The 19,536-nt window shown below is 74.0% G+C and carries 12 protein-coding genes; 9 read left to right on the forward strand and 3 right to left on the reverse strand.

Annotated elements, in window-relative coordinates; genetic code table 11:
• Positions 1–9: 9 nt before the first annotated feature.
• Genes Dsi01nite_RS53220 through Dsi01nite_RS53230 form a run of 3 tightly spaced genes read right to left on the reverse strand, consistent with a single transcriptional unit; the run spans position 10 to position 4,762 of the window.
• Positions 10–2,589, reverse strand: coding sequence for a non-ribosomal peptide synthetase (locus tag Dsi01nite_RS53220; protein WP_203854176.1), 2,580 nt, complete (start codon positions 2,587–2,589; stop codon positions 10–12).
• Entirely contained in the window at positions 2,586–3,335 is a 750-nt protein-coding gene (locus Dsi01nite_RS53225; protein WP_203854177.1) for an aspartate/glutamate racemase family protein, read from the reverse strand. The genes Dsi01nite_RS53220 and Dsi01nite_RS53225 overlap by 4 nt, the downstream gene beginning before the upstream one ends.
• On the reverse strand, positions 3,314–4,762 hold the full coding sequence (locus Dsi01nite_RS53230; protein ID WP_239137125.1) for an NDP-hexose 2,3-dehydratase family protein: 1,449 nt from the start codon (positions 4,760–4,762) through the stop codon (positions 3,314–3,316). The genes Dsi01nite_RS53225 and Dsi01nite_RS53230 overlap by 22 nt, the downstream gene beginning before the upstream one ends.
• A gap of 284 nt (positions 4,763–5,046) precedes the next feature.
• On the opposite strand from Dsi01nite_RS53230, the gene Dsi01nite_RS53235 reads away from it, so the two are divergent.
• The 9 genes from Dsi01nite_RS53235 to Dsi01nite_RS53275 all read left to right on the forward strand — a co-directional run bounded on the left by Dsi01nite_RS53235 (position 5,047) and on the right by Dsi01nite_RS53275 (position 19,527).
• Positions 5,047–8,019, forward strand: a complete 2,973-nt coding sequence (locus Dsi01nite_RS53235; protein ID WP_203854178.1) for an amino acid adenylation domain-containing protein — start codon at positions 5,047–5,049, stop codon at positions 8,017–8,019.
• Between the two features lie 35 nt (positions 8,020–8,054).
• Positions 8,055–8,546 (forward strand): hypothetical protein, encoded by a 492-nt coding sequence (locus tag Dsi01nite_RS53240; RefSeq protein ID WP_203854179.1) that lies wholly within the window; start codon positions 8,055–8,057, stop codon positions 8,544–8,546.
• Positions 8,543–11,584 carry a non-ribosomal peptide synthetase gene (locus Dsi01nite_RS53245; protein ID WP_203854180.1) on the forward strand — a complete coding sequence of 1,014 codons (3,042 nt, stop codon included), beginning with the start codon at positions 8,543–8,545 and terminating at the stop codon, positions 11,582–11,584. Before Dsi01nite_RS53240 ends, Dsi01nite_RS53245 begins: the two co-directional genes overlap by 4 nt.
• Positions 11,568–12,482: an ABC transporter ATP-binding protein gene (locus Dsi01nite_RS53250; protein WP_203854181.1), complete on the forward strand. Its 915-nt coding sequence runs from the start codon at positions 11,568–11,570 to the stop codon at positions 12,480–12,482. The genes Dsi01nite_RS53245 and Dsi01nite_RS53250 overlap by 17 nt, the downstream gene beginning before the upstream one ends.
• Entirely contained in the window at positions 12,479–13,324 is an 846-nt protein-coding gene (locus tag Dsi01nite_RS53255; protein ID WP_203854182.1) for an ABC transporter permease, read from the forward strand. The genes Dsi01nite_RS53250 and Dsi01nite_RS53255 overlap by 4 nt, the downstream gene beginning before the upstream one ends.
• Before the next feature lie 3 nt (positions 13,325–13,327).
• Positions 13,328–14,533, forward strand: coding sequence for a macrolide family glycosyltransferase (locus tag Dsi01nite_RS53260; protein WP_203854183.1), 1,206 nt, complete (start codon positions 13,328–13,330; stop codon positions 14,531–14,533).
• Positions 14,530–15,318, forward strand: coding sequence for an FkbM family methyltransferase (locus Dsi01nite_RS53265; protein WP_203854184.1), 789 nt, complete (start codon positions 14,530–14,532; stop codon positions 15,316–15,318). The genes Dsi01nite_RS53260 and Dsi01nite_RS53265 overlap by 4 nt, the downstream gene beginning before the upstream one ends.
• Positions 15,318–16,304 carry a Gfo/Idh/MocA family protein gene (locus tag Dsi01nite_RS53270; protein ID WP_203854185.1) on the forward strand — a complete coding sequence of 329 codons (987 nt, stop codon included), beginning with the start codon at positions 15,318–15,320 and terminating at the stop codon, positions 16,302–16,304. Before Dsi01nite_RS53265 ends, Dsi01nite_RS53270 begins: the two co-directional genes overlap by 1 nt.
• A 190-nt stretch (positions 16,305–16,494) precedes the next feature.
• The gene (locus Dsi01nite_RS53275; RefSeq protein ID WP_203854186.1) at positions 16,495–19,527 is read left to right on the forward strand and encodes a non-ribosomal peptide synthetase; all 3,033 of its coding nucleotides are present in this window, start codon (positions 16,495–16,497) and stop codon (positions 19,525–19,527) included.
• The last annotated feature ends 9 nt before the right edge of the window (positions 19,528–19,536 follow it).

A 19,536-nucleotide genomic window follows, 5' to 3' on the forward strand; every position in this document is an offset into this window, starting at 1 on the left:
GGCTCCTTCTCACACTGCCGCGACGGTGGCGTCGGGCGTCGGCACGGGTGCGGTCAGCTCGGCGATCAGCGCCGCCTCGACCACCGCGGCGAACGCTCCGGCCGTCTGGTGGTCCAGGACCGCGCGCACCGGCACGTCGATCTCCAGGGTCGCCTTCAGGCGGGCGATGAGCTGGGTGATGAGCAGCGAGTGCCCGCCGAGGTCGAAGAAGTTGTCGTCGAGGCCGACCTGGTCGAGCTCCAGCAGCTCCGCCCAGGTCGCGGCGATCGCCTTCTCCGCGGCCGTCGACGGCGCCACGTACGGGGGCCGCGCCGGGCCGTCCTCGCCCGGCTCGGGCAGGGCCCGCCGGTCCAGCTTGCCGTTGGTGGTCACCGGCAGCTCGTCCAGGGTGATCACGTGGGCCGGCACCATGTACGCCGGCAGCAGCGTGGCGACGTGCTCGCGGACGTCGCGCGGGTCCGGGTACACCCCGGGCTCCGGGACCACGTAGGCGACGAGCTGCGCGCCGGCGCGGGCGCCGTGGACGGTGGCGACGGCCGTGGCGATCCCGGGCAGCGTCGCCAGGGCCGCCTCGACCTCGCCGAGCTCGATGCGGAAGCCACGGACCTTCACCTGCTGGTCCTGGCGGCCGAGGAACTCGATGGTGCCGTCCGCCCAGTACCGGGCGCGGTCGCCGGTGCGGTAGAGCCGCGCGCCGGGCCGCCCCGACAGGTGGTCCGGGACGAACTTCGCCGCGGTGAGCTCGGCGTCGCCGTGGTAGCCCAGCGCCAGGCAGTCGCCGCCGATGAACAGGTCACCGGGGGCGCCGACCGGCGCGGGCCGCAGCGCGGCGTCCAGCACGTAGTAGTGGGCGTTGGCGATCGGGCGGCCGTAGGGCACGCTCGTCCACGCCGGGTCGACGGTGCCGACGGGGAACGCGTTGGACCAGATCGCCGCCTCGGTCGCGCCGCCCAGCGCGACGACCTCGGCGCCGCTGAACGCGCCGCGCACGGCGTCCGGCAGCGTCAGCGGCACCCAGTCACCGCTGAGGAACACCAGCCGCAGGCGGCTGGACGTGTTCGCGGCGCGCAGCGCGAACAGCGGCTCCAGCTGCTGCAGCGCGGCCGGCGCGGAGTCCCAGAACGTGATCGGCTCACTGTCCAGGATGGACAGCAGTCGCTGCGGGTCGCGGATCTCGGCGTCGGAGGCGACCCGGATGCTGCCGCCGGCGGCGAGGACGCCGAACACGTCGTACACCGACAGATCGAAACCGAGCGAGGTGATGAACAGGACCCGGTCGGCAGGCCCCATCGCGTGCGTCTCGTTGACCCAGTCGATGAGGTTCACCACCGGGGCGTGCGTCAGCACGACACCCTTCGGCGTGCCGGTCGACCCGGAGGTGAAGATGACGTAGGCGACGTCGGCCTCGCGGGCCTCGCGGGGTACGACGGAGCCGGCCTCCGCCAGGCCCCAGCTCTCCGCCGGGCCCAGGCCCGGCGCGCCGAGCCACAGCACCTCGCGGACGGTCGGCACGGCCTCGGTGACGGCGTGCACGGTCGGCAGGGCGCCGGGGTCGGTCAGCACCACCGGCACCCGCAGCGTCCGCAGCAGTCCCCGGATGCGCTCCACCGGCTGCGCCGGGTCGACGGGGGCGTAGGCGGCGCCGGCCTTGAGGACGCCGAGCAGCGCCACGACCGTCTGCACGGTCCGCGACAGGTGCAGGGCGACGAAGTCGCCCGGGCCGACGCCGGCCGCGGCGAGGCGCCGCGCGAGGCGGCCGGCGGCGGCGTCGAGCTCCGCGTAGGTCAGCCGGTCCGCACCCTGGAGCACGGCGACCGCGTCAGGGGTCAGCGCGGCCTGCCGCTCGAACAGGTCGTGGATGCACCGGCCGGGCTCGCGGGCCGTGCCGGTGGCGTTCCACTGCCGCACGGCGCGGTGCTGCTCGAACCCGGACTGCGGGCCGACGTCGCGCAACCGCGCGGTGACCGGCGCGGCGGCGACGGCGGCGAGCAGCTGGCTGGCGTGCACCAGCAGCAGCCGGACGTCGGCCTCGGTGAGCAGGTCGGCGGGCGCGCTCAGCCTCAGCTGAGCGCCGGCGCCGCCCAGGTCGACCTGCAGCTGCACCAGGTCCGCCGGGTCCGGCACGAGCGCGCCGCAGCGCACGAGCGTGTCGAACAGCGCGGCGCCGTCCACGACCCCGGACGCCTCGGCGAGTTGCGCGGCGGGGAGCCCAGCGTGCCGGACGTTTTCCGCGTACTGCTCGGCCGTGTCGCGCAGGTGCGCCGACATCAGCCGGGAGGGGACGGGCCGGGCCCGCACCGGCAGGACCTCGGTGGTGTCGCCGGCGATGAGCGCCCCGTGCACGACGTCGTCGGTGCCGGCGTGCGTGGCCAGGAGCAGCCCCCACGCGGCGACGACGACGTCCTGCGCGCGCACGCCGATGCGGTCCGCGACGGCGGTGAGCGCGGCGGTCTGCGCCGGGTCCCAGCCGATCGACGCGGCATGCACCGTCGCGGCGGGCCGGTGCCCCGACCGCGACGGGGTCAGTCTCGTCGGCTCCTCGAAGTCCTCCAGGAGGTCCCGCCAGTATCGCGAAGCGGTGGACATCATGCGTCTGTCTCCTCGTCGTCTGTCAGTTTCCTCAATCCGGTGGCGATGCCGAGCAGGGGATCGAGCACCAGGGGCCCCCCGCCGTGCACCCGTCCCCAGCGGGTGACCAGGTGCATCTCGGTGCAGCCGGCGATCACGCCCCGGCAGTCGAAGCGGTCCGCCAGTCGCTGGAACCGCTGCGCCAGCTCGGCGCTGACGGGCTCGCGTTTCAGCCGGTAGAGCAGGTAGTGGATCTCGTCCTGGGCGTCCGGCGGGGGCAGCACGACGCGGTGCGCCACGGCCGGCCAGAGCGGTGAGCGCTCGAAGGTGCGCACCCTGCGGGTGCCGGTCGTCGCCAGCATCAGGAAGCGTCCCTCGCCGGCGACGTCCAGCTCGGTGAAGACGGCGTCGACGACGGAGATCAGCCGGGCCCGCAGGTCCGGGTCGAGGCGCTCGACCAGGTGGTGCGCGGTGATGCAGGTCATCACCACCCGGGTCGCGCCGAGCCGCACCAACGCCTCGATCCGGCCGGAGACGAGCTGGGTCAGCTCCTCGGTGCGGCCGGACACGATCGCCTCGGTGCGGTCCGGCATGGCCGGGTCGGAGTCGAGCAGGCAGCGGGGCAGCTGCTGCTCGGCCGCCGGTGCGACCTGTTCGACCGCGACCTCGTAGACGGTCTGCAGGAAGGCCGCCGAGGCGAGCGGCCCCATACCCCCGAGGATGCCGATGACGGCGGGTGCCGCTTTCACCAGAGGGTGTGCAGGCACGCGAGGAGGCTGCGGGCCTCGACGTTGAGGCAGTTGCCGAAGCGGAGCAGCGTCATCAGCTGATGGATGCTGAGCCACATGAAGTTCGGCGGCGGCGTCGCCGGGAACGTGTCCTCGACCTCGATGATCTGGTAGCGGTTGAGCGCGTGCAGGAAGCGGCCGCCCTCCTCCGACAGCCACGTGTCGAAGCGGACCTGCCGCTGCGGCGCGTCCAGCACGTAGTCCAGGAACCGGGGCCGGTGCGCGGTCGGCAGGGTGCGGAAGGTCTGCGGCGTGCAGTGCAGCGTCGGCGCGGCCTCCACGATGTCCAGCGCGCCCGCGGCCGGCCGGGCCTGCAGCAGCACGTGCAGCACGCCGTCGATCCGGCGGACCAGGAACGCCAGCCGTCCCGGCGCCGCCGGGCGCAGCAGCGGCTGCATCCAGGCGCCGACCTCGCGGTCCTTGGCGCGCACGTCGACGCCGACGATGCTGAAGTAGCCGCCGGACACGTGCGCGATCTCGTCGGCGCCGCGGTGCCAGCCGGCGGTGTCCAGCAGCGGGATGCGCCGCTGGGTCAGCTCGAACCGGGCCTTGTTCTCCGTCAGCCAGCTGATCGCGTCGGTCACCGTGTGGACGGTCGACGCCTCCGGTTCCAGCGAGCGCAGCACCGCGGACCGGAACGGGTCATCGCCGCCGGTGCCGGTGTGCGGCCGCGCGAACGGCATGATGGACAGCACCGTCCGGGCGTCCATGTTGACGACGTCGTCGAGCTGCAGCAGCTGCCGCACCTGACCGATGGTCATCCAGCAGAAGCCGGGCAGGACCTCGACGTCGTCCTCGGCCTCCACGACGATGTTGCGGTTGCGTTTGTGCAGGAACCAGCCGCCCTGCTCCGACTGCAGCGAGTCGGCCACCACCCGGCCGCGCCGGGGCGCGGCGAAGTGCTCCAGGTAGGGGATGGCCCGGCCCTGGTGCACCCGCATGTAGTTGCTGCGGGTCGCCTGCACCGTCGGGGACAGCTGCACGAGGTTGCGGTTGCCCGGCTCCATCTTCGCCTGCATCAGGCAGTGCAGGACGCCGTCGAACTCCTTGACCAGGATGCCCAGGATGCCGATCTCGCGCTGCACGATGATCGGCTGCGTCCACGTCGGCACGCGGAACGGGCTCAGGCCGACCTCGAGCCCCTCGATGGTGAAGAACCGTCCACTGTGGTGCACCAGGTTGCCGGTGTCGTCGGTGAACCGCCAGCCCTGCAGCTTGTCGAACGGCACCCGCTCGACGGCGTAGGCCTGCAGCTCCCGCTGCTCGCCGAGCCACTGCAGGCACTCCTCGGTGGTCCGGAACCGGCCCTCGGCACCCGCCGACGCGGTGAACCGCTCGGCGAGCGATCGGTGGCCGGGTCCGGCATGGCCACGGCTCCGGTCCAGCAGTGAAGATATTCGATACACGTGCCACCTCCTCGAGGCCGGCCGCAGCGTGGCTACGGGCAGGGCGTGGTGATCTTTCCCACCACGCCGATCGCACGCTACGACGTCGCCGGTCGCGCGGCGGTGGATGCACAGCACGACTGGTCGTCTTCACAGTCTTGACCGTGCCGAGCCGGTGGTTCGGCGCCCGCTCTAAGGAATCCACCAGCCCGTCGGTAGTAGACAGGACGGAACCGGCGGCGCGGCGGACCGAGGCGAGGACTGTGATGAGCATGAGCGTTCGGGACCGTACGATCAGGAAGCCGGTGTCCGCCAGTGACCGCTGGTGGCTCGCGCACCCCGACACGATCTCGCCCGTCATCCAGACCGTCGTCGAAGGCACCGGGTCCATCGACGTGGACGCCCTGTGGTCCGCCGTCACCGCGGTGGCCACGGCCTGCCCCGACACGGCCCTGCGGCACACCCGCAAGGCCTGGCTCGCCGGCGGCACCCCGCCGCGGGTCCGGGTGGTCCACGGCGCCGCCGACGGGACCGCCGTCGCCGGCATCGACGCGCTGCACGACCCGCTGCCGACGCCCGACGGCGCCTGGTGCGAGGTGCTGCTCTGCCCCGGCGACCCGGCCGCCGTGGTGTTCCGCGCCTCCCACGCCGTCATGGACTGGCCCGGGATGGCGCTGTGGATCGCCGACGTGTTCCGGGTCCTGCGCGGCGAGGCACCGCTCGGCGCCGCCGACGCCACCACCGAGGACGACATCTTCGACCGCTTCCCGGCACCCGCGGAGAAGCCGCCGAGCCCGAAGATCGAATGGGTCTCGCCGCTGGGCCAGCCGTCCGGCTCGCGGCGCACCGCCTGGGCCCGGCGCACCGTCGACGGCTACCACCGGGGGCTCGTCGCGCAGGTCGCCGCCGCGCTCACCACCGCCTACGAGCTGCCGTCGGCCCGCTTCGCCGTCGCGTTCGACCTGCGCCGGCACGTCCCCGGCGTCCGCAGCACCGGCAACCTGTCCCAGGTCGAGCTGTTCGACTGCACCGCCGGCGCGCCGTGGGAGACGTTCCACGAGCAGGTCCTCACCGCGATGGCCGAGGGCCGCGAGGTCAGCAGCCGCCTCGACTCCGGGCTGCTGAAGCTGCCCCGGCCAATCCTGCGGACCCTGGTCAAGGCGATGGAGAAGGGCCCGGCCGACAAGCGCCGCTACGCCTCGGCGACCGTCGTGGCGCACCTCGGCCGGATCGAGCCCGGGTCGCTGTGCACCGACGGGTTCGAGGCCCGCACGCTGTACCCGGTGCCGCTGCTCACCGCCGGCAGCCCGCCCGACCTCAACCTCGTGGAGTGCGGCGGCCGCACCGAGCTGACCCTGACCTGGCGCGACGGCGACGGCGCGGCCGAGCGGATGGGCGCGGTCCTGGACACCGTCACCGAGGCCCTGTCGCCGCGGCGGTCCCGGGATTGGGACGGCAACACGACCTCCGCGGCCGCTGACCCGGCGACCGTCGTGCAGCGCCTGCGGCAGGTCGTCGCGCAGCGCCCCGGCGCCGAGGCGGTGCGCTGGCCCGGCGGCTCCCTGACGTTCGCCGAGCTCGACGCCCGCTCCGAGGTGGTCGCCGCCCGGCTGCTGGAGCTCGGCATCGGCCGCGACGACGTGGTCGGGCTGTTCGCCGACCGGTCGATGTGGGCGATCATCGGCATGTGGGGGGTGCTCAAGGCGGGCGCCGCCTACCTGCCGCTGGACGTGCAGCACCCCGACGCGCGCCTGGCCGGCCTGCTCACCGACGCCGCCGCGCGGGTCTGCCTCGTCCAGGACAAGTACGCCGGCCGGTCCGTCACCGGGCCGGGCTGCACGGTCGTGCTGCTCAGTGAGCTCGCCACCGAAGGGGTGCCCGACGTCGGCGTGACCCCCGCCCCCGGCGACCTGGCCTACGTCATCTACACGTCCGGCTCCACCGGCAAGCCGAAGGGCGTGGAGATCGAGCACGCGGCCCTGGCCAACTACGTCGACTGGACGACGAGCCGGTTCGGCTGCGGCCCGGACACCGCCTTCGCCGTGTTCACCTCACTCGCGTTCGACCTGTCCAACACGGCGCTGTTCACCCCGATGCTCGCTGGCGGCACGCTGGTGCTCGTCCCCGACGAGCCGAACCATCTGACGCTGCGGCACCTGCTGGAGCACTCGGGCGCCGACACGCTGTCGCTGACCCCGTCGCACCTGGACCTCATCGGCCAGCTCGACCTGGACCCGGCCGGGTTCAAGGTCCTCGTCGTCGTCGGTGAGCAGCTGCGGTCGGCGGTCGCCGCGCGGGCCCGGGCGATGTTCGGTCCCGGCTGCCGGGTCCTCAACATGTACGGGCCGACCGAGGCGACCGTCGGGCTGACCCTGCACGAGTGCACCGCGGCGGACGACGCGGCCCCGGCGGTGCCGGTGGGCCTGCCGATGGACAACTGCACCGTGCACCTGCTGGACCCGCAGCGCCGCTTCGTCGCGGCGGGGGAGATCGGCGAGATGTACCTCGGCGGCGCCCAGCTCGCCCGCGGCTACCGCAACCGGCCCGACCTCACCAGCGAACGGTTCGTGCACCTGGCCGACGGCACCAGGGTGTACCGCACCGGCGACCTGGCCAGGGTGCTGCCCGGCGGCGAGCTGGAGTTCATCGGTCGCGCCGACGACCAGGTCAAGGTCAACGGCTACCGGATCGAGCCCGCCGAGATCGCCCACGTGCTGCAGCGGCACCCGGCGGTGCGGGCCGCCGTCGTCGTCGCGCGGACCCGCCCGGGCGCGGAGCACAAGCAGCTGCACGGCTACGTGGTGCTCGAACCGGGCGCGGAGGCCGCCGACTGGGACGCGTTCCTCGGCGAGCACCTGCCGCGGTACATGGTGCCGAGCGCGACGACGGTCATCGACGCCGTGCCGCACAACGCGAACGGCAAGGTCGACGTGGCGGCGCTGCCCGACCCCCACGCTGCGCACGCAGCGACCGGGCCGGCGGTGACGGCGAGCGGCGACGAGGTCCGGCTGGCCGTCGCCCGCGTGTGGGCCTCGACGCTGAGCCTGGACGAGGCCCGCCTCGACGAGGCCGCCGACTTCCACCACCTGGGCGGCAACTCGGTGCAGCTGCTGGCGATGCTCGCCGGGGTGTGCCGCGACGTGGTCGGCGCCGGCGCGGAGCGGGCGTTCATGGCCGAGCTCGGCAGCATCATCCGCGAGCCGACGCTGGAGCGGGTCAGCGACATCGCCCGCCAGGCCCGCGACGGCGCACCGATGGCGGTGCCAGCCGCCGGCTGACCGATCCACCCATCAGCACGACCTGGGGAGGCACCATGACCACACTGACGCTCAGCCGCGACAACGCCAGGGGTGCCTACTTACTGACCGGGGCCGACGGGACCGTCCTGGGTTCCCTCGCCGCAGACCGGCGGTTGCGCCACGGCGAGGCCGTCATCGCCGCGGGCGGCATCGCGGTGCACAGCGGCGGCCTGCGCCGCCGTTCGGCGTGCGCCGGCGACGAGCAGGCGCCCGTGCTGCGCCTGGACACGTCCGCCGCCGTGGTCCCGGGCCTGCCCGGGGCGCAGTGGGACGTGTCCCGCGACCGCAGCCGCTTCACCGGCACGCTGAGCGGTGCCGGCGCCAGGATCGTCGTCACCGTCCCCGCCGGCGGCAACGGGCCGCTGCAGGCCGAGGTCGAGGGCGACTTCCCGGGCTGGGACCTGGCCGTGCTCACCGCCGCGTTCGCGCTGCTGGCCCGCCGCCACGCCGACACCATGTTCACCGCCGCGCTGGTCAGCGTCGCCACCGGCGGAGCGGGCCGATGACAGCGGATCTCCGCGAAGCCGGCCCGGCGCCCACCGGCACCGCCTACCGGCGGGCCGTGTCCGCGACCGACTGGTGGTTCGTCGCACATCCGCGCAAGATCCCGCCCGTGATCCAGACGGTCGTCGAGGGCACCGGGGCCGTGGACGTCGCGGCGCTGACGGCCGCGCTCGAAGCCGCCGGCGCGGCGAACCCGGGCACCCGGCTGCGACGGCAGGGGCAGTGGTGGGTCGACTCCGGCCGGGCGCCGTCGGTGCGGGTGGTCACCGGCACCGCCGGCCCGGTCACCGGGCTCGCCGCGCTGCACGACCCGTTGCCGACCGCCGACGGCGCCTGGTGCGAGGTGCTGTGGTGCCCCGGGGACCGGCCGGCGCTGGTGTTCCGCGCCTCCCACGCCGTCATGGACGGCCGGGGCAAGTCGATGTGGATCGCCGACGTGTTCCGGGCCCTGCGCGGCGAACCGCTCCTCGGCGCCGCCGGCACCGTCACCGACGGCGACGTCTTCGACAAGCTCGGCATCACCAACGCCGAGAGCAAGCCCGACGTGTGGTTCCCGTCGCCGCTCGGCCCGCCCGGCCGGGGACGGCAGCCCACCGTCTGGGCCCGCCGCACCGTCGACGGCCACCACCCGGCGCTGACCGCGAAGGTCGCGACGGCGCTGCGCGACGCGTACGGGCTGGACACCGCCCGCTTCGCGATCGCCTTCGACCTGCGCCGGCACGCCGAGGACGTCCGTACCACCGGCAACCTCCTGCAGACCGAACTGTTCGACGTCACGGCCGGGGAGCCGTGGGAGGCGCTGCACGAGCGGCTGCTCGCCGCGATGGCCGAGGACCGCGAGGTCACCTGGCGGCTGGACCCCAACCTGCTCAAGATGCCGGTGCCGGCGCTGCGCACCCTGATCCGCTTCATGGAGGCCGGTCGCAAGGACAAGCACGCGTCCGCGACGGTGCTGTCCCACCTGGGCCGCGCGGACCTCGCCGCGCACTCCACCGGGACGTTCGAGGCGCTGACCACGTACCTGCTGCCGCTGCTCGCTGCGGTCAGCTCCCCGGAGGTCAACACCGTCGAGTGCGGCGGCCGCACCGAGCTGACCCTCACCTGGCGGGACGGTCCCGGCGTCAGGGACCGGATGGAGGCGGCGCTGGACGCCGTCGCCGCCGTGCTGGCCCCGCCGGCCGCCCGGCCGGTCGCCGCGGCCGTCGCCGCCGCACCGGACTGGACCGTCGTGCGCCGACTGTCCGACGTGGTCGCGGCCAGGCCGGACGCGGTGGCGCTGCGCTGGCCGGGCGGGACGATGACGTTCGCCGAGCTCGACGCCCGTTCCGACGTCGTCGCCGGGCGGCTGCTGGAGCTCGGCGCCGGCCGCGGCACGGTCGTCGGGCTGCTCGCCGACCGTTCCATGTGGACGGTCACTGGGCTGTGGGGGGTGCTGAAGGCCGGCGCGGCGTACCTGCCGCTGGACGCCGGGCACCCGGACGCCCGCCTCGCCGCACTGCTGAGCGACGCCGGCGCGCAGGTGTGCCTGGTGCGGGCCGGGAGCGCGGCACGGGTCCCCGACGGCTGCACCGCCGTGGTGCTCGACGACCTGCCGGCCGCCGGTGCGGGGCCCGTCCCGGCCGAGCCGACCGGCGATGACCTGGCGTACGTCATCTACACGTCCGGCTCGACCGGGGCGCCGAAGGGCGTCGAGATCCAGCACGCCGCCCTCGCCAACTACGTCGACTGGGCCGGGCGCCTCTTCGCCGTCGACGAGAACACGAACTTCGCGCTGTTCACCTCGCCCGCCTTCGACCTGCCGAACACGGCGCTGTTCCTGTCGACGCTCGCGGGTGGCACGCTGGTGCTGGTCCCCGACGAGCCCAGCCACGTCACGCTGCGGCACCTGCTGGAGGAGTCCGGCGCCAACGCGTTGAAGCTCACGCCGTCGCACCTGGACCTCATCGGCCGGCTCGACCTGTCGCCCGTCGGCTTCGGCCTGCTGGTCGTCGGCGGCGAGCCGCTGCGCCCGGCCGTGGCCGCCCGGGCCCGCGCCCAGTTCGGCCCCGCGACCCGCCTGTTCAACCACTACGGGCCGACGGAGGCGACCATCGGCTGCATCGTGCACGCCCACCACGCCGGGCGGTACGACTCCGCGACGGTCCCGATCGGCCGCCCCGCCGCGAACTGCACCGTCCACGTCCTGGGAGCCGACCGGCGCCGGGTCCCCGACGGCGACGTCGGCGAGCTGTACATCGGCGGCGCCCAGCTGGCCCGCGGCTACCGCGGCCGCGCCGACCTCACCCGCGAACGGTTCGTGCGCCTCGCCGACGACACCCGCGTCTACCGCACCGGCGACCTCGCCCGGGTCCTGCCCAGCGGCGAGATCGAGTGCCTCGGCCGGGCCGACGACCAGGTCAAGATCGCCGGCCACCGGGTCGAGCCGGCCGAGGTCGCGGCGGCCCTGGAGGCGCACCCCGAGGTGCGCCGCGCGGTCGTCGTGGCCCGCACCGCACCGTCCGGCAGCGGCAAGGTCCTGGTCGCCTACGTCGCGGCGGCACCCGACACCGACCTGGACGAGCTGCGGGAGTTCCTGTCGGAGTCGTTGCCGCGCTACCTGGTGCCGGCCGCCCTGCACCGGGTGGACGCGTTCCCGCAGACGCCCAACGGCAAGATCGACCTGTCCGCGCTGCCGGAACCGTTCCCGGAGACCGCCGCGGACACCCCGGACGCCCCGGCGATCCTGGACACCCTGACCGCTGCCGAAGGTGACGAGGTCAGGGACGGCGTCGCGAAGGTCTGGGCGCGGGTGCTCGGCGTCGACCCCGCCCGGCTCGACGGCAGCGCCGACTTCCATCAGCTCGGCGGCGACTCCGTGCTCCTGCTGGCGATGCTCGCCGGGGTCTGCGCGGACGTCGTCGGGGCCGGACGCGAGGCCGCGTTCATGGCCGAGCTCGGCCGGATCATCCGGCGTCCGACCCTCGACGGTGTCGGTGAGGTAGCCCGCGAAACGCTCCGCACAACGAACGATGAGGGGGAACGCCATGCGGCCGCTCGGTGACGACACCGGCCCGGCGATCGAAGTCCGCGGGTTGCGCAAGCTCTACGGCCAGACGGTCGCGCTGCACGACATCGACTTCGAGGTCAGCAAGGGCGAGATCTTCGCCGTGCTCGGACCCAACGGCGCCGGCAAGACCACGACCGTGGAGATCCTCGAGGGGTTCCGGCCCCGTGAGGGCGGCACCGTCAAGGTCCTCGGCGAGGACCCGTTCCGCGCCGACGAGGAGTGGCGGGCGCGCATCGGCGTCGTGCTGCAGACCACCGGCGAGTTCGAGGACCTCAACGTGCGGGAGGTGGTGCGGCACTTCGCCCGCTACTACCCCGACGCGCAGGACCCCGACGAGCTCATCGAGCGGGTCGGCCTGGCGGAGAAGCGCAACGCCCGCGCCTCGAAGCTGTCCGGCGGCCAGCAGCGCCGGCTCGACGTGGCGCTCGGCATCATCGGCAGGCCCGAGGTGCTGTTCCTGGACGAGCCGACGACGGGCTTCGACCCGTCCAGCCGCCGCGACTTCTGGCAGCTGATCCGGGACCTGGCGACCTCCGGCACCACGATCGTGCTGACCACGCACTACCTGGAGGAGGCGGAGCAGCTCGCCGACCGGGTCGCCGTCATCGTCGGCGGCCGCATCCTGGACATCGGCGTGCCGCAGACCCTCGGCGGCCGCGACACCGAGGCCACCGTCGTGTCGTGGATGGGGCCCGACGGGCTGGAGTCCGTGCACACGACGGCGCCCACGAAGTTCGCCGCGGACCTGCACGCCAGGCTCGGCGGGGAGGCCCCTGGGCTGACCGTGCACCGGCCCAGCCTCGAGGACGTCTACCTGCAGATGATCGGCGCCGACACCGCCGCGACCGCGGCACTCGCGTCCGCCGCCGGCGTGACCACGGAGGACTCATGACCGTCCTGACCGTCGCACCTGCCCGGCGCCTTCCGCGCGCCCGGCTGCGGCGCATCGCCTCGCTCGGCCTGTACCGCGGCCAGCTGGAGCTGCTGCAGTTCTTCCGCGGCACCGAGACCGTGGTGTTCTCGCTGCTGTTCCCCGTCTTCGCGCTGGTCATCTTCAGCTCGATGTTCGACGGTGAGATCGCCCCCGGCGTGACCTACAGCGACTACCTGGTGCCCGGCATCATCGCCACCGGCCTCATGGTCACCGGCTTCCAGACCCTGGCGATCTCCATCGCGATCGAGCGGGACCGGGGCGGGCTGAAGCGGATCGCGGCCACGCCGATGCCCCGCTCCGCGTACTTCATCGGCAAGGTCATCATGGTGCTGGTCACCAGCGTCGTGGAGACCGTCGTGCTCGTCGCCGTGTCGGTGGTGCTGTACGGCACGCACCTGCCCGGCACCGCCGACGCATGGCTCACGTTCGGCTGGGTCAGCCTGCTGGGCGTCACCGCCTGCGCCCTGTGCGGGATCGCGCTGTCGTCGCTGCCCCGCAACAGCCGGTCCGCGCCCGCGGTCGTCGCGCCGTTCGCGTTCGTGCTGCAGTTCATCTCCGGCGCCGCGCTCGTCTTCACCGACCTGCCGCCGTGGCTGCAGTGGATCGCGTCGGCGTTCCCGCTCAAGTGGATGTGTCAGGGCCTGCGGTCGGTGTTCCTGCCCGACAGCTACGCCGCGCAGGAGGCCGCGCACAGCTGGCAGCTCGGCTGGGTCGCCGTCGCCCTCATCGCCTGGGTCATCCTCGGGACGGTCCTGTGCCTGGCCACGTTCCGCTGGACGAAGACCCGGGACGGTGGCTGAGCGGTGGCCCACATCGCGTTCTTCGCCCCGCCGTCGGCGGGACACCTCAACCCGACCCTCGGGCTCGCCGCCGAGCTGCTGCGCCGCGGTCACCGCGTCACGTACGCCACCACCCACGACTACACCGACCGGGTCGGTGAGGTGAGCTCCGCCGTCGTCGAGTACACCGAGCAGCACCCCGGCGACTTCCGCTCCTTCCAGTTCACGGGCCGCAGCCTCGTCGACGCCATGTCGGCGAGCCTGGCCGAGACCGAGGCGCTGCTGCCGGTGCTGCGCGGTGCGTTCCCGGTGCCGCCCGACGTCGTCGTCTACGACAACGCCGCCTGGTGGGGCCGGTTGCTCGCCGCGGAGTGGAAGACCCCGGCCGTGCAGGTGTCGCCGATGTTCGTGTCCAACGACCAGTGGTCGATGAGCGAGCGGTACACCAAACTCAGCCTCTTCCAGCCGCGCCTGTGGCTGTTCCTGGCCAAGCTCGGCGGGTTCCTGCGCAAGGTCGGCACCGACATCACGCCGAAGCAGCTGCTGACCGGCGACGGCGCGGACCGGCGGGTCGTGTTCATCCCGCGGGAGTTCCAGTTCCGCGGCGAGACCTTCGACGACACCTACCGGTTCGTCGGGCCGTGCCTCTTCGAGCGCCGGTTCCTCGGCACGTGGGAGCGCACCGACGAGCGGCGGCCGCTGATCCTGGTCACGCTCGGCACGATCTACAACCAGAACCCGCAGTTCTTCCGCACCTGCATGGACGCCGTCGCCGACCTCGGCGGGCACGTCGTCATCGCCGTCGGCGACGGCGTCGACCTCGACGCGCTCGGCACCCCACCGCCCAACGTGGAGCTGCGGCGGTTCGTCGCGCAGCTGCACGTGCTGGAGCACGCGGACCTGTTCATCACCCACGCCGGGATGGGCAGCACCATGGAGGCGCTGTATCACGGCGTGCCGATGCTGGCCGTGCCGCAGATGGCGGAGGAGCAGGCGAACGCCGACCGGATCGCCGAGGTCGGCGCCGGCCGGGTCGTCGCCACCGCGGGGCTCACCGCGCCGGCGCTGCGGGCGGAGATCGAGCGGATGCTCGCCGACACCGCGATCCGGCGCCGGGCCCGCGAACTGCGCGACGCGACCAGGGCCGCCGGCGGCGCCGACGCGGCCGCCGACAGCGTCGAGGCCGCGCTGCACGCCGCCGAACACCTTGAGGAGAGGGCCACATCATGACCGCAGCAACGCCCGAGCCGCAGCGCGTCGCCTTGGAGGACGGCCGCCTCATCGCCGTCACCAACCCGCAGGACGTCCTGGTGTGGCCGAGCCTGAGCGAGGACTCTCCCTACGCCGACGGCATCGACGGCCTCGGCGCCGGCGACGTGGTCATCGACGTCGGCGCGCACATCGGGCTCACCGCCCTGTACTTCACCGACAGGGTCCCCGGCGTGCGGGTCCTCGCGTTCGAGCCGGCCCGGCGCACCAACGCGGCGCTCGCCGACAACGCCGCCCGGCTGATGCCCGGCGTGCGGGTCTTCGACGTCGCGCTCGGCGCCGAGCCCGGCACCGCCGAGCTCACGTTCCTGCCCAACCACACGATGATGGCGACCATCGTCAGCAACGACGCCGACGACGACCGCAACATGACCGCGGTGCTCGGCAACTTCGGCGTCGACGACGACACCCGCGAGCATTTCTGGCGCGACTTCCGCGACGGTCTGCAGCGGTACGAGGTGCAGGTCAAGACCCTCGGCGACGTGCTGGACGAGGAGGGCATCACCGAGGTCGGCCTGCTGAAGATCGACGTCGAGCGCGGCGAGCTGCCGGTGCTGCGGGGCCTGCGCGCCGAGCAGTGGGCCGGCGTGCGCCGGGTCGTCGCCGAGGTGCACGCCGTCGACGGCAACCTCGACGCCGTCGTGGAGCTGCTGCACCAGCACGGGTACAGCACGAAGGTCTTCCAGGAGGACGTCTTCGTCGGCGGCAGCGTCCACATCGTCGCCGCGTCCCGGCCGGGCACCTGATGGCGGTCCGGTTCGGCGTCCTGGGGTGCTCCTCCGTCGCCCGCCGGCGCAGCATCCCGGCGCTGGTCTCGCACCCTGACGCGACGCTCGCCGCGGTCGCGAGCCGCGACCCGGAGAAGGCCAAGGCGTTCGCCGCCGAGTTCGGCTGCGACGCCGCCGGCTACGACGAGCTGCTCACCCGCGACGACATCGACGCGGTCTACGTGCCGCTGCCCACCGCGCTGCACGTGCCGTGGGGGCTGAAGGTCCTCGCCGCGGGCAAGCACCTGCTGCTGGAGAAGCCGTCGGCGACGTCCGCGGCCGGTGCCCGCGAGCTGGTGCGGGCCGCCACCGAGCAGGACCTGGTGCTGCGGGAGAACTTCACGTTCCTGCACCACCCGCAGCACGCGACGGTGGCGCGGCTGCTCGCCGAGGGGCGCCTCGGACAGCTGCGGTCCTTCAGCGCCGCGTTCTGCTTCCCGCCGCTGCCAGCCGCCGACATCCGCTACGACGCGGCCCTCGGCGGCGGCAGCCTCCTGGACGCCGGCGTCTACCCGATCCGCGCCGCGCAGCTGCTGCTCGGCGACGACCTGACCGTCGTCGGCAGCAGCCTGCGCGTCGACGGGCGCACCGGCGTCGACGTGGCCGGGCACGCGCTGCTGGTCTCGGCCGCCGGGGTGCTCGTAGACGTGAAGTTCGGCTTCGAGCACACCTACGGCTCCTCGTACACGCTGTGGGGCAGCACGGCCCGGCTGACGCTGGACAAGGCGTTCACGCCGGCCGCGACGTGGCAGCCGGTGCTGCGCATCGAGGAACAGGACCACACCGAGGAGTTCGTCCTCGCCACCGGGCACCAGTTCCTCGGTGCGGTCGCCTCATTCACCGCAGCGGTCCTCGCCGGTCGCGGCGCCGGCCACGCCGAGGAGGCCGCCGGGCTGCGCTCGATGGTGCGCACCATGGAACTCGTCGAGGACGTCGTGCGGCTCGCGAACCGGCTCCCGGCTTAAGGGTTCTCCTAGAGATCGTCCTCGGCGACGCTGCGGGGCGTGACGGCGCACCATACTTCGTCGCAGACGTACTTCGTCTCAGAAGTCGAAGCCGCCGCACGGATGCGGCGTGGACGCGCCGCAGCGGCGGGCGGGCCGGCGACCGGTGTCGCCCGCCGTCCGTCGCCGGCGCGGCGAGAGGGAGGCCGACTTGCCGTCCACCGATCAGCGCCAGAGCGCCACGTTCCGCCGGGCCGTGTCGCCCGTCGAGTGGTGGATCGCCGCGCATCCGCGCGGTGCCGTGCCGGTGCTGCAGGTCGCCGTCGAGGGCGTCGGCGCGCTCGACCCCGACCGGCTCGCCGAGGCGGTCACCGCCGCGTCGGACGCGTGCCCCGGCACCCGCCTCGCCCGCAAGGGCCGGGAGTGGGTCGACACCGGCCGGCCGCCCGCGGTCCGCCTCGCCGCATCCGGCGACGGGACGCCGGTGCACCGGCTGCCGGAGCTGCAGGAGCCGCTGCTGCACCGCGGCGGGCCGACCTGCGAGGTGCTCCTCGTCGGCGGCGCGAGCCCGGCGGTCGTGTTCCGCGCCTCCCACGCCGTCATGGACGCCGGCGGCGTGCTGCTCTGGGCGGCCGACGTGTTCCGCGCCCTGCGCGGCGAGCCGCTCACCGGCGCCACCGACACCGTCACCGAGGTCGACCTGCTGCCGCCGCTGACGCAGAAACCGACCCCGCCGACCATGCAGTACCCGGCGCTGCTCGGCGAGCGCACGCCCGGCACACCACGGCGGACCCTGTGGCTGCGCCGCAGCGTCGACGGTTACCACGCCGGGCTCATCGCCCGCCTGGCCACCGCCATCGCACCGCTGTGCGGCGGCGACGCCCAGTTCGCCGTGCCGGTCAACCTGCGCCGCTACGCCCCGCAGACCCGCTCCACCGCCAGCCTCTCCCACAGCCTGCCCTTCACCGTGCCCGCCGGGCAGGACTGGGAGGCCACCCACGAGCGGCTGCTGACGATGCTCGCCGAGGAACGCGACGCGCAGGCCCGCCTCGACCCGGCCGTGCTGAAGATCCCGCAGCCGCTGTTGCGGTTCATCAACGGTGCCCTGGAGAGCAAGGCCGTCAAACAGAACCGGTACCCGTCGCACGCGTCGCTGGCCCACCTCGGCCGGGTCGATGTCGAGGAGTTCAGCACCGCCTCGTTCACCGCGACCGCGCTGTACTCACTGTCCAGCAGCCCCGCCGGCGGCCCCGTCGAGCTCGACGCCGTCGAATGCGCCGGGCACACCGAGCTGACCCTGAGCTGGCACGACGGCCCCGGCATCGAGGAGAAGGCCACCGCGCTGCTCGACCTGATCGAGGAGGCGCTGTCCCCGGCCAAACTGCGGACACCGTCCACGCTGCTGCGGCCGGCGTCCCGCACCGTGCTGCCCGCGTTCGCCGCGCAGTGCGCCGCCACCCCCGACGCGCTCGCCGTCACCGGCCCTGACGGCGACCTCACCTACGCCGAGCTCGACCGGCGCTCCCGCGTCGTCGCCACCGCCCTGCGCGCCCGCGGCATCGGCCGTGAGGACGTCGTCGGCGTGCTCGCCGACCGCACCGCCGAGGCCGTCGCCGCGATCTGGGGCGTCGTGCGGTCCGGCGCCGCGTACCTGCCGCTGGACACCCAGCACCCCGACACCCGCCTCGCCGGCATCCTCACCGACGCGCGGGCCCCGGTCTGTCTCGTACAGCGCCCGCACGCCGAGCGTGCCGCCGTCCCGGCCGGCTGCGTCACCGTGCTGCTCGACGAGCTGACCGGCGAGCCGCCCGCCGACTGGGCCGAGCCCGCCACCGGCCCCGGCGACCTCGCCTACGTCATCTACACCTCCGGCTCGACCGGCCGGCCCAAGGGTGTGGAGATCGAGCACGGCGCCCTCGCCAACTACGTCGCCTGGGCCACCCGCGACCTCGGCGTCGACGCGTCCACCCGGATGCCGCTGCTGACCTCGTTCGCGTTCGACGTGTCGTGCACGACCCTGTTCCTGCCGCTCCTGGTCGGCGGCAGCGTGCTGCTGCCGCGCGGGGACCTCAACCACGCGACGCTGCGCGCCCTGCTCACCGAGGACGCGCCGACGGTGCTGACGATGACGCCGTCGCTGCTGGAGCTGATCTGCGAGCTCGACGTGCGCCCGAGCACGGTGCGGGTCATCGGGGCGGCCGGCGAGGTCCTGCGCCGCAGCGTCGCCCTGCAGGCCCTGGAGATGTTCGGCCCCGAATGCCGGGTCATGAACCTCTACGGCCCCACCGAGGCGACCATCGAGTGCCTCGCCCACACGTTCGACCCCGCGACGGACACCGCGGCCGGGGTGCCGATCGGTGTGCCGCCGGACAACTGCACCGCCCACGTCCTGGACGCCCAGCACCGGTTCGTCGGCCCCGGCGAGGTCGGCGAGCTGTACATCGGCGGGGTCCAGCTGGCCCGCGGCTACCGCGGCCGGCCGGACCTGACCCGGACCCGCTTCGTGCGCCTCGCCGACGGCACCCGCGTCTACCGCACCGGCGACGTCGTGCGCGTCACCGACGCCGGCGTCGTCGAGTTCCTCACCCGCGCCGACGACCAGGTCAAGGTGCTCGGCAACCGGATCGAGCCGGCCGAGATCGCGCAGGCGCTGGAGGACCACCCGACGGTCAGCCGAGCCGCGGTCCTGGCCCGCAGCCGCCCCGGCAGCGAGCACAAGCTGCTGTGCGCCTACGTCGTGGGCACGTCGCCCGACCCGGCGCAGCTGCAGGCATTCGTGGCCGAGCGGCTGCCCCGCTACATGGTCCCGGCGACGGTGACCGTCGTCGCGGAGCTGCCCCGCACCGTCAACGGCAAGATCGACGTGCGGGCGCTGCCGGATCCCTTCGCGGGTGCGGACGAACCCGCCGCCGACCACTCCGGCCGCGACGAGGTCACCCGCGCCGTCGCCGCGATCTGGTCCGGCACTCTCGGCGTCGACCCCGACCGCCTCGCCGACGACACCGACTTCCACCAGCTCGGCGGCGACTCGCTGCTGATGCTGTCGATGGTCGGCGCCGTGTGCCGCGACGTCGTCGGCGCCGCCGCCGAGCCGCTGTTCATGGCCCGGCTGGGCGAGATCGTGCGGGAGCCGACGATCGCCCGGGTCGCCGCCGTCGCCCGCGACGCCGCTTCCGGCGGTGCTGTGCCGGCCGGGTCGATCCCGGCGCAGGCGGTGCCGCGGGGCGAGACCGTCGGCGCCTGACGCCGGACC

Origin of the sequence: Dactylosporangium siamense, assembly GCF_016862795.1 — a bacterium.
In the GTDB taxonomy this organism is placed as follows: Bacteria; Actinomycetota; Actinomycetes; order Mycobacteriales; family Micromonosporaceae; genus Dactylosporangium; species Dactylosporangium siamense.

Coding starts and splice junctions, on each gene's coding strand:
- Dsi01nite_RS53220 (WP_203854176.1), bottom strand. CDS start 2,589: ATGATGTCCACCGCTTCGCGATACTGGCGGGACCTCCTGGAGGACTTC.
- Dsi01nite_RS53240 (WP_203854179.1), top strand. CDS start 8,055: ATGACCACACTGACGCTCAGCCGCGACAACGCCAGGGGTGCCTACTTA.
- Dsi01nite_RS53245 (WP_203854180.1), top strand. CDS start 8,543: ATGACAGCGGATCTCCGCGAAGCCGGCCCGGCGCCCACCGGCACCGCC.
- Dsi01nite_RS53250 (WP_203854181.1), top strand. CDS start 11,568: ATGCGGCCGCTCGGTGACGACACCGGCCCGGCGATCGAAGTCCGCGGG.
- Dsi01nite_RS53255 (WP_203854182.1), top strand. CDS start 12,479: ATGACCGTCCTGACCGTCGCACCTGCCCGGCGCCTTCCGCGCGCCCGG.
- Dsi01nite_RS53265 (WP_203854184.1), top strand. CDS start 14,530: ATGACCGCAGCAACGCCCGAGCCGCAGCGCGTCGCCTTGGAGGACGGC.
- Dsi01nite_RS53270 (WP_203854185.1), top strand. CDS start 15,318: ATGGCGGTCCGGTTCGGCGTCCTGGGGTGCTCCTCCGTCGCCCGCCGG.